The organism is Luteimonas sp. A534 (genome assembly GCF_054072805.1).
In genome coordinates this window covers 702,561-715,680 of the sequence record NZ_JBSVRR010000002.1, presented here as the reverse complement: position 1 = coordinate 715,680, position 13,120 = coordinate 702,561, and the positions used below count along the sequence as shown (strand labels likewise).

Sequence of the window (13,120 nt, the reverse complement as noted above, 5' to 3'; positions counted from 1 at the left end):
TCAGGGCGCCAGGCAGCGCCCGAGGAAGCGTTCCGCAAGCCGGTACCGGTGCAGCGCGTCCGCGCCGCGCAGTCCATGCTTCGCGCCCGGATACGTCATCAGCTCGAAGCGCGTGCCCGCGGCCTGCAGCCGTGACATCAGCGCGGTGGCGTTGCTGAAGAGCACGTTGTCGTCCGCCATGCCGTGCACCAAAAGCAGCGCGTCGTCGCGGATGCCGTCGAGGTGGGTGAAGACGCTGGCGACGCGGTAGCCGTCGACGTTCGCTTTTGGCAGGCCCATGTAGCGCTCGGTGTAGTGCGTGTCGTACAGCGCCCAGTCGGCCACCGGCGCGCCGGCGATGCCGCACCTGAAATCATCCGGCGCCTGTCCCAGCAGCATCAGCGTCATGTAGCCGCCGTTGGACCAGCCGTGCACGCCGATGCGCTCGCCGTCGACCCCGGGCTGCGCGCGCAGCCATTCCACGCCCTTGCGCTGGTCGGCGACCTCCACCGTGCCCTGCTTGCCGTACAGGGCGCCGCCGAAGTCGCGCCCGCGCCGCGGGGTGCCGCGGTTGTCGAGCGAGAACACCACGTAGCCCTGCTGGGCCAGGTACTGGTTGAAGAAGGCGTCGGCGCGGCCGGGCCAGGCGTCAAGCACGGTCTGCGCGGCGGGGCCGCCGTAGACGTACACCACCACGGGGTGCGACGTCCCGGGATCGAAGCGGGCCGGTTTGATCACGCTGTAGTGCAGCGGCGTGCTGCCGTCGGCGGCGGTGAGCGTGCCGAACTCCGTGGGCAGGTGGGCGCCCATGTGCCGCGCATATGGGTGCGCGGGATCGGCGGGGTCGTTCTCGAGCAGCGCCGCGATGCGGCGGCCGTCGGCGCGATACAGCTCCAGCTGCGGCGGCGTGCGCGTGTTCGACCAGCTGTCGACGTAGACGCTGCCGTTGTCGGCGAAGGTGATCGCGTGGGTGCCGGGCGTGCTGGTCAGTTCGACGACATCGCCGCCTGCCAGTGGCACCGAATACAGCGCGCGCTGCGTCGGCGATGCGCGCCCGGCGGTGAAATAGGCGAGGCCGCGCGCCTCGTCCACCGCTTCCAGCGCATCCACCGGCCAGTCGCCACTTGTCAGCTGCGTCATCCCCGAGCCGTCCGCGTCGGCGATGTACAGGTGCTCGAAGCCGTCGCGCTCCGACGACCACAGGAAGCGGCCGTCGGCGAGGAAGCGCAGGTTGTCGTGCAGCGGCACCCAGGTGTCGGACGTCTCCGTCACCAACGTGCGCTGGCGGCCGCCGGCCAGTTCCACTTCGACCAGCTCGAGCAGCTGCTGCTCGCGCGACTGGCGCTGGAAGGCCAGGCGCTGTGGATCGCGCCAGTCGACGCGCGCCAGGTAGATGTCCGCATCGGTGCCAAGGTCGATGTGGGTCGGTGCGGCGTCGGGCTGGCCGGGGCGGGTAACGAACAATTCGATCCGCACGTTCGGGTCGCCGGCGGCGGGATAGCGTTGCTCGACCACTTCGGTGCGATCCGGGTAGACCTCGTAGCGCTTCTGCAGTGGCACCGGCGATTCATCGATGCGCGCATAGGCGATGGCGGAGTCGTCGGGCGCCCACCAGTAGCCGGTGTGGCGGGCCATCTCTTCGTCGGCCACGAACTCGGCCACGCCGTTGCCGATGGCGCCGCCGCCATCGCGCGTGAGCTGCACTTCGTCGCCGCTGGCCAGGTCGACCACCCAGAGGTTGCGGCCGCGGATGAAGCTGACGTAGCCGCCCTTGGGCGATACCCGCGGGTCGGTCGCGAAGCCTTCGCCGCTGGTCACCCGGCGCACGGCCTCGGCGCCGGACCGGTCGAGGTCGTACAGATAGAGTTCGCCGCCCAGCGGGAACAGGAGGTGGCGCGAGTCCGGCGCCCACTGGTAGTCGACGATGCCCGACAGCGCGGCGATGCGCTGGCGCTCGCGGCGCGCCTTCTCCTCGTCGCTGAGCACTTCGTCGCCGGGCTGCACCACGGCGGAGTCCACCAGCATCGCGGTCCGGCCGCTGGCGACGTCGAAGGCCCAGAGGTCGAGGCGGTTACGGTCGCTGTCCTTGCCGCGCAGGAAGGTCACCCGCGAGCCGTCGGGCGCGACGCGCGGCTTGAGCAGGGTCGGCCCCGACAGCGGCGCGTCGCCGGTGATGGCCTCCAGCGTCAGCGGAACCGTGCGGGATGCGTCGGGTGGAGCGGCGTGGGCGGGGGCGAGGGTCAGTGTCATCAGGGCGGTGGCCAGCAGCAGTCGCATGGGGCGTTCCGGGACGGTGGAAGCCGACATGATGCCGCAGGACCGCAAGCGGCCTCTCCGGACCGTGGTCCGAACCGGGCAGGGACACCGCGTCCGGCCCGGGCAAAGACGGGCGGGATCGCAGTGGCACGCCGCTTCAGCGGCCTCCGGGGCCCTGGCCGAACAGCAGCGCCTTCTCCGCGTCGGACATCGGCTTGCCCGCGTCGGGATTCACCTCTTTCGCAAGCGCATACGCGCGCTGCGTGGCCGGACGCGCGGCGATCACGGCCTGCCAGCGCCGGACTTCGGGGAAGGGGCCGAGATCCAGCGGCGCCCTGTCGTAGGCGTCGATCCAGGGATAGGCGGCCATGTCGGCGATGCCGTAGTCGTCGCCGGCGATGAACGCGCGGCCCTCCAGGCGCCTGTCGAGCACACCGAGGAGCCGCTGCGCTTCCCTGGTGTAGCGCTCGATCGCATACGGGATCGGCTCCGGCGCGTAGACATTGAAGTGGCCGTACTGGCCGGTCATCGGCCCCAGCCCGGCCATCTGCCAGAACAGCCATTCCAGCGCCTGGATGCGGCCGCGGGCGTCGGCGGGCAGGAAGCGGCCGGTCTTTTCCGCCAGGTACAGCAGGATCGCGCCGGACTCGAACACGCTCTGCGGCGCGCCGGCGTCGGCGGGCGCGTGGTCGACGATGGCCGGCATCTTGTTGTTGGGCGAGATCGCCAGGAAATCCGCTTCGAACTGCGCGCCCTTGCCGATGTCGACCGGGTGGATGCGGTAGTCCAGCCCCGCTTCCTCGAGGAACAGGGCGACCTTGTGCCCGTTGGGAGTGGGCCAGTAGTAGAGGTCGATCATGCCGGTTCTCCTGGAGGTGGATCGGCCAGTCTAGGTGCCTTCGGGCCGTGGCGGCGCCACCGGTCCGCAACGCAGCGTCGCGGGTCCCGCGGCCGGCGCCACCCCGGGCGGCAACGCGGCGCTTGGCAGCGGCGGGGTGCGGCCGCTACGCTTCGCCGGTTTTTCCCAACGCCAAGGATTCCCGTGTCGCAATCGCAAGTTCCCAAGCTCGGTCTGCTGCCCTACCTGATCTTCAGTTCGCGCTGGCTGCAGCTGCCGCTGTACATGGGCCTGATCGCGGCGCAGTGCGTGTATGTGTTCCTGTTCGGCAAGGAGCTGCTGCACCTGATCCAGCTGACCCCGTCGCTGGGCGAGCAGGACATCATGCTGATCGTGCTCGGCCTGATCGACGTGGTGATGATTTCCAACCTGCTGGTGATGGTGATCGTCGGCGGCTACGAGACCTTCGTCTCCCGCCTGGGGCTGAAGGGCCATCCGGACCAGCCGGAATGGCTGTCGCACGTCAACGCCAGCGTGCTCAAGGTCAAGCTGGCGATGGCGATCATCGGCATCTCCTCGATCCACCTGCTCAAGACCTTCATCGAAGCCGGCACGCTCGGCAGCGGCCTGCCGCACTGCACGTCGGCCGAAGGCATTGCCGCCGTCGCGGCCGCCGCCGCGGCCAGTCTGAAGGGCAAGGCCTGCACCAACGCCACCGAGCTCGGTGTACTGTGGCAGACGATGATCCACTTCGCATTCATCCTCTCGGCGATCGGCATCGCCTGGACCGACAAGCTGATGACTGCCGTGGCCAGCGGCCGTCGAGACGCCGCGCATTGAGCCCGCGCTCCGGGTCGGAGCAACCACCCTGCGTTGACGCGGCGGCGCCCAGCATGGGGTGATGGCAGGAATCCGCACCAGCTCCTCCGGCGGCATCGGGTACGGCAGGTGAGTGCGCCGGATCGGGGTGGCATGGGTCTGGGGGCCGTGCGCGCGCGTCGCGCCTGGCGTGTCGGGGGCGCCCTGTTCCTCTGCGTGCTGGTGGCCGCGGTGGTGGTGGCCCTGAACGACCTGCGCGTGCGCCGCGAGGCCGGCGAGCGCTACGTGCAGGCGCTGGTCGACAGCCATGCGCGGCAGGTGGGACAGGAGATCGCCAACATCGAGCGCGCCTTCGACGGCCTTGCCGATGGCGTGGCGGCCGTCCAGGCGCTGGCGCCGGAGGCTGCGCCGGTGGTTGCGCGCGAAGCGATGGCCAACATCGCCGCAGGCAACCGGCGCATCAGGACCATGCGCGTGGATCCCGTGGCGCCGGACTTCCTGCCTCCCGGCGGGGCGGTGCCCGGCCGCCTGTACCTCGGCAGGCCCGGCCCGGCTGCCGGTGGCCGCTGGGGCATTCCGATCGCGATGCAGCTCGAAGCCGTGCCGGCCGGACCGCGCTGGCTGCGCGCGGAGATCGACACCGAAATCTTCAGCCATATCCTGCGCGCACACGAAGTCGGCGAGCGGGGCGTCGCCTCGGTGCTCAGCGATGACGGCCTGCTCATCGCGCGCTCCGACTCGGGCACCCTGCATGCGGGTCTGGACGCGCGGACCTCGCCGGTGTTCGCCGCCCTGGCCACGCAGCCACGCGGGGTGGTGGAAAGCAGGAGCCGCCTGGACGGCGTGCGCCGGGTGGTCGGCTACCGCGCGGTGGAAGGGCAGCCCCTGGTCGCGACGGTGGGCATGACGCCCGGCGCGCTGTACGGCGGCTGGTGGGCCTTCGTCGCCACGCTGGCGCTGGGCATGCTGCTGCTGCTCGCGGCGTTGATGGTCGGGATGCGCTTCCTCGCGCGGGCCGCACTGCGCGAGTCGCAGATGCGGCAGAGCATCGCCGCAAGCGCGCATACCGTGGGCCACCTGCGCGAGCGCGTGCGCGATGCCGAGGCCCAGTACCGCCTCCTCTACCAGCGGCATCCACTGCCGGCGGTGGTCTGCGACCGCGAAAGCCTCGACATCCTCGAAGCCAATGACGCCGCACTGCACCAGTACGGCTACGATCGTGAAGCGATGACGGGACTGGGCGTCGACGACCTGCTCGCCGAGGCTTCGGCCGACGACGTGCACGGCGAAATCCAGGCCCATCCAGACGCCTACGGACGACGGATCTGGGTGCATCGCCGACGCGACGGCAGTACCTTCAGCGCGCTGATCTTCGCCTGCAACCTGGCCTCCTTCGCCAACCGGCCCGCGCGCCTGATCCTGGCGCTGGACGTGAGCGACCGGATCCGCGCGGAGGCCAACCTGGACCTCCTGCGCCGTGCAGTGGAAGCCTCGGAAGAAGGCGTGTTCATCATCGAGCTGGCGCGCGGGGTGGCGGTGTATGGCAACGCCGCATGCCTGCGGCTCACGGGCGTGGACGCGAACCTGGAGCCGTCGGTGGAGGATGCCGCGGCCATGGGCATCCTGGACGCCGATGCCCGCGCGGCCCTGCTCGGCGCGCTGCGGCGCAGCGAGGATTTCGCCGTGGAATGGGCGGATGCGCGCGGACCCGACCTGCCGCGCTGGCTGGAAATCCGCATGTCGCCGGTAAGCGGCGAAGGACACCGGCCGACGCACTTCGTCGGCATCGTGACCGACATCACCGAGCGCAAGCGCGTGGCTGCGGACATGGCCTACCGCGCCAGCCACGACGCCCTGACCGGGCTGGCCAACCGGGACCGGCTGGTGGCAACGATCGACGACGCCATCGCCCGCGATGCGGCTGGCCGGCTGGCGGTCTGCCATCTCGATCTCGACCGTTTCCAGCTGGTCAACGACAGCCTTGGCCATGGCGTCGGCGACGAGCTGCTGGTGGCGGTGGCGCGGAAGCTGGAGGCGGCTGCCGGAGCGCGCGCGCAGGTGGCGCGGCTGGGTGGCGACGAGTTCGGGGTGCTGCTGCACTGCGATGGCGATGCGGAGGTCGCCGCGCGCGTGGAAGCCCTGCGCGCGGCGGTCGCGGGCAGCAGCGAGGTGCGCGGAGTGGCCCTGCACGTGACGCCCAGCCTCGGCTACGGCTGCTACCCCGCCGACGGCAATGACGGGAACGCGCTGCTGCGCGCGGCCAGCCAGGCCGGGGCGCAGGCCAAGCGCCTGGGCCGCAACCGCAGCGTCGCGTACAGGCCGGAGTTCGATCCGCGCGCGGGCGACCGCCTGCTGCTGGTGCAGGAGCTCCATCGCGCACTCGAGCGCGAGGAGTTCGAGCTCGCCTTCCAGCTGCAGTTCGACGTCGGCGACCGGCCGCTGGGCATGGAGGCCCTCGTGCGCTGGCGTCATCCCGAGCGCGGCCTGCTGGGTCCCCATGCCTTCATGGATGCCTGCGAGGATTCCGGCCTCGTGCTGCCTCTCGGCCGCTGGGTGCTGCGCGAGGCCGCGCGCCGCTGGTGCTTGCTCGACGAACGCGGCTGGGGCCGGCTGCGCATGGGGGTCAACGTGTCCGCGCTGCAGATCCAGGGCCACCTGGTCGACGATGTCGCGCAGGCGATGCACGACTACGGCCTGCCGCGCTGCGCACTGGAGCTCGAGCTCACCGAGAGCGTGTTGCTCGCCAGCCCCGATGCGGCGCGCCGGGTGATGGAGGCCCTGAGCGACCTCGGCGTGTCGATCGCGATCGATGATTTCGGCATCGGCTATTCCAGCCTGGCCTACCTCAAGCTCCTGCCGCTGCAGCGCCTCAAGCTGGACCAGTCCTTCGTGCGCGACCTCGGCCGCGACCCCGACAACGAGGCGATCTGCATGGCGATCCTGGGCATGGCGCAGAGCCTCGAGCTGCGGGTCACGGCCGAAGGCGTGGAAACCGTGTACCAGCATGAATGGCTGCGTTCGCGCGGCTGCGAGGAGTTCCAGGGCTACCTGCTGGCGATGCCGGCGCCGTTCGACGAGGTGTTGGAACGCCTGGGGCCGGGCCCCGGCCGCTGAATCCCGGCTTGCGCGACAGGGTCGCGTAAAATGGCGCGATGGATGTCTCCCACCTGCTCGACGGCCTCAACGACGCCCAGCGCGAGGCCGTGTCGGCACCGCCCGGCCATTACCTCGTGCTCGCCGGTGCCGGCTCCGGCAAGACCCGCGTGCTCACCCACCGCGTCGCCTGGCTGAACGAGGTCTTCGGGGTGCCGGTGCACGGCATCTTCGCGGTCACCTTCACCAACAAGGCCGCGGCCGAGATGAGGCACCGCGCTGACGCGCTGCTGCGCAATGGCGCGCGCGGGCTGTGGATCGGCACCTTCCACGGCCTCGCCCACCGCCTGCTGCGCCTGCACTGGCAGGACGCGAAATTGCCCGAGGCCTTCCAGATCCTCGACTCCGACGACCAGCTGCGCATGGTGAAGCGCGTGGTCCAGCAGCTGGAGCTCGACGAGGCGCGCTTCCCGCCGCGGCAGATCGCCTGGTGGATCAACGCGCAGAAGGACGAGGGCCGGCGCCCGGCGCACATCCAGGACGGCCAGGACGAGTGGGGCTCGGTGATGCTCAAGGCCTACGCGCTCTACCAGGAGCGCTGCGACCGCGCCGGGCTGGTCGACTTCGCCGAGATCCTGCTGCGCGCGCACGAACTGCTACGTGATACGCCGGTGCTGCTGGCGCACTACCGCCAGCGCTTCGCGCACCTGATGGTCGACGAGTTCCAGGACACCAACGCCATCCAGTACGGTTTCATCCGCCTTTTGGCGGGCGACGCTGGCCAGGTGTTCGTGGTCGGCGACGACGACCAGGCGATCTACGGCTGGCGCGGCGCCAAGGTCGAGAACGTGCAGCGCTTCCTGCAGGACTTCCCGGGCGCGCAGACCATCCGCCTGGAGCAGAACTACCGCTCCACCGCCGCCATCCTCGATGCCGCCAACGCGGTGATCGCGCACAACCCGGGCCGCATGGGCAAGCGCCTGTGGACCGACAGCGGGCAGGGCGATCCGATCGACCTGTTCGCCGCCTACAACGAGATCGACGAGGCCGACTACATCGTCGGCCGCATCCGCGAGTGGGTGCGCGACGGCGGCAGCCACGGCGACTGTGCCGTGCTCTACCGCAGCAACGCGCAGTCGCGGATCATCGAAGAGAAGCTGCTGCAGTCGCAGGTACCCTACCGCGTGTATGGCGGCGTGCGTTTCTTCGAACGCGCGGAGGTCAAGGACACCCTGGCCTACCTGCGGCTGGTGGCCAACCGCGCCGATGACGCCGCCTTCGAGCGCGCGGTCAACACGCCCACGCGCGGCATCGGCGGACGCACGCTGGACGAGGTGCGCATGCGCGCCCGCGCCGATGGCGTGTCGCTGTGGGAGGCGTCGCTGCGCTGCGCGCAGGGCGGCGGCCTGGCAGGGCGTGCGCGCAACGCGCTGGCGGCCTTCCACGCGCTGGTCGATGCCATCGAAGGCGAGCTGGGCGACCTGCCGCTCAAGGACAAGATCGACCATGTGCTGCTGCGCTCCGGCCTGCGCGAGCACTACGCGCGCGAGTCGAAGGGCAGCCTGGATTCACGCGTCGACAACCTCGACGAACTGGTGTCGGTGGCGTCTCGCTTCGTGCGCGGCGAGGACGACGAAACCGCGGCCATGGGCGAGCTGGTCGCGTTCCTTGCCTACGCCGCGCTCGAGGCCGGCGAAGGCCAGGCCCAGGCCGGCGAGGACGGCGTGCAGCTGATGACCCTGCACAGCGCCAAGGGGCTCGAGTTCCCGCTGGTGTTCCTGGCCGGCATGGAGGAGGGCCTGTTCCCCAACGCACGCTCGATCGACGAAAGCGGTCGCCTTGAAGAGGAACGGCGCCTGGCCTACGTCGGCATCACCCGTGCGCGGCAGAAGCTGGTGCTCAGCCACGCCGAGACCCGGCGCCTGCACGGCCAGGACATGTACGGCATGCCCTCGCGCTTCCTGCGCGAGATCCCGCCGGCGCTGCTCAACGACGTGCGGCCGAAGGTGCAGGTGTCGCGGCCGCGCTACCCGCAGGCGCCGCGCCGCGACTACGGGCACGCGGTGGTCGAGGAGACGCCGGGCATCGCGGTGGGCCAGGGCGTGGTCCATGCCAGCTTCGGCAGCGGCGTGGTCACCGACATCGAGGGTGGCGGTGCGCATGCCCGCGTGCAGGTCAACTTCGACGGCGCGGGCAGCAAGTGGCTGGTGCTGGCCTACGCCAAGCTGCAGCCGGCCTGAGGGCGTTCACTCGCGCAGGCGGAAGCCCGGCGACTCGTTGAGCGAGCCGTCGGGCTCGAGCACGGCCCAGCGCTCGCCCGTACGGTCGAACACCACCGGGATCGGATCCTGGAACATCGGCCGGCGCACGAACCTCAGCGTCCACTGGAAATGTTCCAGCGTGTCCAGCGCCTTGGACTGTGCAGGGGTCAGCCCGGCACGGAGCGCGGCCTGGGCTTGGGATTGGGGCTTGCGCCGCTCGCGTCCGAACATGGGGGGGATCCGTGGTGCGTCGTCCACTGCACATGCTGCCTTCCCTGCTTTGCACGCCGCGTGAATCGCGAGCCCCCGCCAGCCTGCGCTAAGCTTCGACGCTTCGGATCCGCTGACCAGGGCGCGCATGATCTTCAATGACCGGATGATGTTCATCCACATCGGCAAGACCGGCGGGTCGAGCTGTTCGGACTACCTGATCCACAACCTGCAGGGGCCGGCCTGGAACTGCCATGCCGATGCCGATCTCGAATTGGCGCCGCTTGGCATCGAGGGCATGCACCCGCGGACCGACATCAAGCGGCACTGCACGCTGCCCGAAGCGCTGGACTACGTGCACGCCATCGACGGCCGGACCATCCACGACTTCGAGAAGATCGTGACCGTGATCCGCAATCCGTACACGCTGGAATACTCGCACTACCACTACATGAAGCGGCCCGACGTGCGCGAGCGCGAGAAGGGCAACCCGGCGCTGCTGGAGCGCACCTCCGGCGACCTGCGCGACTTCGCCGCCCGCGCCGGCTACCACCGCAAGGAGACGCCGCAGGAAGGCTATTTCCTGGTCGACGGCCAGCTGCCCGGCAACGTCGAGCTGGTCCGCTACGAAGCACTGAGCGAGGCGTTCCCGCGCGCCGTGGCGCCGTTCCTGAAGCCCGGTGCCGCATTCCCCTTCCCGCACGTCAACCGCACCGGTTACGACGGCCGCGTCGACGACGAGTTGGACGCGGACGTGGAAGCGCTGATCTACCGCAAGCACCGCTACATGTTCGACAGCGGGCTGTACGCGCGGCAGGCAGTGGCCGCCTGAGGCCGCGGTAGCAAGGGGTCGGACTTCGCCGGCGGGGTGGTCACCGACATCGAGGGCGCCGGCCCGGCGGAACGCATCACTGCGCCGTGGCGGCCTCCTTCGTCCCGCCGACGTGCTCGTCGAGGAACTCCAGGTAGGCCTCCTGCGCGGTGATGCGGTTCTCGCGCTTGAGGAAGCCGTGGCCTTCGTCGGGGAACAGCACGTACTCGACCGGCACGTCGTTGGCGCGCACCGCTGCGACCAGTTCGTCCGACTCGATCTGCAGCACGCGCGGGTCATTGGCGCCCTGCACCACCAGCATCGGACGCACGATGTTGCCGGCGTGGAACAGCGGCGAGATCCTGCGGTGGCGCTCGGCGTCGGTCGCCGGATCGCCCATCTCGTCGAACAGCGCATCGCGCTGCGCGCCCCACCAGGCCGGGATCGATTCCAGGGTGCGCACCCAGTTGGTCACCCCGAAGATGTTGATGCCGGCCTCGAACGCCTCGGGATGGAACGCGAGCGCGGCGGCCGTCATGTAGCCACCGTAGGAGCCGCCCATCACCGCGACCCGGTCGCTGGCGACCCAGTCCTGCGCGCGCAGCCAGTCGCCGCCGGCCACGATGTCGCGCAGGTCGGCCTCGCCGTGGGCCTTGTCGTCCATGTGGAAGAAGGTCTTGCCGTAGCCGGACGAGCCGCGGTTGTTGGCGCCGAGCACCGCATAGCCGTGGTTGACCAGGTGCTGGGTCATCGCGGAGTAGCCGCGGCGGGTCTGCCCGCCCGGCCCGCCGTGCACGAGCACCACCGCGGGAACGGGATTGGCCGCGCTGGCGCCGCGCGGCTTGTACAGCACCGCCGGCACCTGCACGCCACCTTCGCCCGGGTAGCGGACGATGCTCGCCTCGACCAGCTGCGATTCGTCGATCGCCGGATTCAGCGCGTGGGTCAGCCGGCGCGCCTTGCCGTCGGCAAGGTCGGCGACGAACACGTCGGACGGTGACGTGTCGGAGGCCACGGTGAAGGCGACGCGGGCCTCGTCCGGCGAGAAGCGCACGCCGCCGATGTCGCCGTCCGGCAGGCCCGTGAAGGCCACCGGCTGGCCGGTCTGCGTGTCGAGCAGGGTCAGTTCGCCCTTGGCATCGGCATTGATCGCCGATACGCGATAGCGCCCCGACGGCGACCACGTCACGGACATCACGTCCCAGTCGGCCTGCACCAGCGGCGTGCGCTCGCCGCTGGCCAGGTCATGGGTCCAGGCCTGGTTGAATTCGCCATGCTCGTTGGTGGCCAGCACCAGCGCGGTCGAATCGGGCGTGAAACCGTAGCTGCCGTACGCGATGTTCCCGGTGTGCCGGGTGATCAACTCCGGCGCACCCCCGCCCTGCAGATCGGCCAGGTACACGTCCGAATCCGCCGAGGTGTTGGGCTTCTCCAGCGCCAGCCAGCGGCCATCGCGCGACACATCGGACGGATAGAACTCGCCCGAGTTCCGGAAGACCGTCTTTCCCTGCAGCGTGCCGGTATCGAAGGCGAGCAGGTCGAAGGCCTTCGGGTCGCGCGCGTTCGAGCTGATGTACAGGGTCTTGCCGTCAGGGTCGAGACCGAAGAACGAGGCCTTGACGTTGTCACCGGGCGTCAGGTCGAGCAGCGTGCCGTCGGCCTCGCGGATGTAGACGTGTGTCAGCTCGTTGCCGCCCTGGTCCGAGGCCACCACGATCCGCCCGTCGGGCAGGTAGCTGGCGGCGAACACGGTGTTGTCGGTGGAGGCGGTCAATGCCACCGGGTCGCCGCCGTCCACCGGCAGCGCGTAGGCGTTGAACACGCCGGTCCGGTCGGACGAGACCAGCAGCGACGTGCCGTCGGGCGAGAACGGCAGGCCGCTGGCGGGGGCGATGCTGAAGCTGGTGGTCTCGAAGAACTGCGCCGCGGAATACCGCGTCGCCTGGGCGTCGGAACCGGCGGCGGGAGCAGCGCTCGTCGACGGGTCCTGCCCGCCGCATGCGGCAAGCAGGCCGACGGCCAGCAACGCCGGCATGTAAAGCGTATGGAATCTGCGCATGGGCATCACCTTGGCAACAGCCGGGAACACGGCAGGCCACGGTAGCAAATCGGCCGCGCCGCGGGCCGGCCTCCGCAGGTCAAGCTTCGCGGCGGTCGCGCCGCATCGGCTGCGGCTCGAGACAGGTCAGGCGTGCGTCACGCCCATTCCATGGGTGCGAACCGGAAGCGGTCCATCCACCAGCGGCTGAACACCATCTGCAGGGCGTAGATCGCGAGCGCCACGGCGATCAGGCCGGCGTACGGCAGCTTGCCCCACAGGGCCAGGCCATAGCCGTAGAACAGCAGCGAACATGCCAGTGACTGCGGCAGGTAGTTGCTCGTCGCAGAAGCGCATCATCCTCACGATGTCCTCGACCGGCTGCGCAACATCGCCTAGGAGTCCCGCGCGCCGGAGGTGCGGGCGCGGGCGTGCGTCAGGCGGCGCCGGTGAGGTGCTCGAACAGGATGAAGGCGCCGATCAGCACCAGCAACACGCCGCCGCCGATCTCCGCGCGCTTCCCGGCCATCGCGCCGAGCACGCGTCCGAGCAGGATGCCGAGCGTCACCATCACGAAGGTGGTGAGGCCGATCACCGAGGCGACCACGAGGATGTTGACCTCGAGGAAGGCCAGGCCCACGCCGACCGCCATCGCCGCGCGCAGAGCATCGCGCAGGCGCGGCGTGCGCATCGCGGCGCCCTTGCCCACGGCCGCGGCAAAGGCGTCGGTCGACATCGCGATGCCGAGCATGAGGATCGATAGGGGGTGTATGTGCTGTCCAGGGCCGGGCGCGCGGACGACGGCATGCCGGCGC

At 70.2% G+C, this 13,120-nt stretch carries 9 protein-coding genes and 1 pseudogene; 4 read left to right on the top strand and 6 right to left on the bottom strand.

The annotated features are described in order from the left end of the window. Both ACW5F0_RS07995 and ACW5F0_RS07990 read right to left on the bottom strand, forming a co-directional pair. Positions 1–2,256 carry a S9 family peptidase gene (locus tag ACW5F0_RS07995; protein ID WP_456999471.1) on the bottom strand — a complete coding sequence of 752 codons (2,256 nt, stop codon included), beginning with the start codon at positions 2,254–2,256 and terminating at the stop codon, positions 1–3. A gap of 136 nt (positions 2,257–2,392) precedes the next feature. Beyond that, on the bottom strand, positions 2,393–3,094 hold the full coding sequence (locus tag ACW5F0_RS07990) for a glutathione S-transferase N-terminal domain-containing protein (protein ID WP_456965466.1): 702 nt from the start codon (positions 3,092–3,094) through the stop codon (positions 2,393–2,395). Positions 3,095–3,358: 264 nt separating this feature from the next. Here ACW5F0_RS07990 and ACW5F0_RS07985 point away from each other — a divergent pair, with 264 nt between their 5' ends. The 3 genes from ACW5F0_RS07985 to uvrD all read left to right on the top strand — a co-directional run bounded on the left by ACW5F0_RS07985 (position 3,359) and on the right by uvrD (position 9,225). Further along, on the top strand, positions 3,359–3,913 hold the full coding sequence (locus tag ACW5F0_RS07985) for a YqhA family protein (protein WP_456999497.1): 555 nt from the start codon (positions 3,359–3,361) through the stop codon (positions 3,911–3,913). 132 nt (positions 3,914–4,045) lie between these two features. After that, positions 4,046–7,006 carry a bifunctional diguanylate cyclase/phosphodiesterase gene (locus ACW5F0_RS07980; RefSeq protein WP_456965467.1) on the top strand — a complete coding sequence of 987 codons (2,961 nt, stop codon included), beginning with the start codon at positions 4,046–4,048 and terminating at the stop codon, positions 7,004–7,006. A gap of 38 nt (positions 7,007–7,044) precedes the next feature. Further along, complete coding sequence (uvrD, locus tag ACW5F0_RS07975; protein ID WP_456965468.1) at positions 7,045–9,225, top strand: DNA helicase II; 2,181 nt, start codon at positions 7,045–7,047, stop codon at positions 9,223–9,225. Between the two features lie 6 nt (positions 9,226–9,231). Here uvrD and ACW5F0_RS07970 read toward each other — a convergent pair whose 3' ends face one another. Continuing rightward, complete coding sequence (locus ACW5F0_RS07970) at positions 9,232–9,477, bottom strand: hypothetical protein (protein WP_456965469.1); 246 nt, start codon at positions 9,475–9,477, stop codon at positions 9,232–9,234. Between the two features lie 127 nt (positions 9,478–9,604). Here ACW5F0_RS07970 and ACW5F0_RS07965 point away from each other — a divergent pair, with 127 nt between their 5' ends. Further along, entirely contained in the window at positions 9,605–10,288 is a 684-nt protein-coding gene (locus ACW5F0_RS07965; RefSeq protein WP_456965470.1) for a hypothetical protein, read from the top strand. A gap of 76 nt (positions 10,289–10,364) precedes the next feature. Here ACW5F0_RS07965 and ACW5F0_RS07960 read toward each other — a convergent pair whose 3' ends face one another. From ACW5F0_RS07960 to ACW5F0_RS07950, 3 genes and pseudogenes are all read right to left on the bottom strand, one after another. After that, complete coding sequence (locus ACW5F0_RS07960; RefSeq protein ID WP_456965471.1) at positions 10,365–12,326, bottom strand: S9 family peptidase; 1,962 nt, start codon at positions 12,324–12,326, stop codon at positions 10,365–10,367. Between the two features lie 137 nt (positions 12,327–12,463). Continuing rightward, positions 12,464–12,640, bottom strand: a pseudogene (locus tag ACW5F0_RS07955) (DUF418 domain-containing protein); the annotation flags it as partial. 101 nt (positions 12,641–12,741) lie between these two features. Continuing rightward, positions 12,742–13,056, bottom strand: coding sequence for a manganese efflux pump (locus ACW5F0_RS07950; protein WP_456999469.1), 315 nt, complete (start codon positions 13,054–13,056; stop codon positions 12,742–12,744). Positions 13,057–13,120 lie beyond the last annotated feature (64 nt).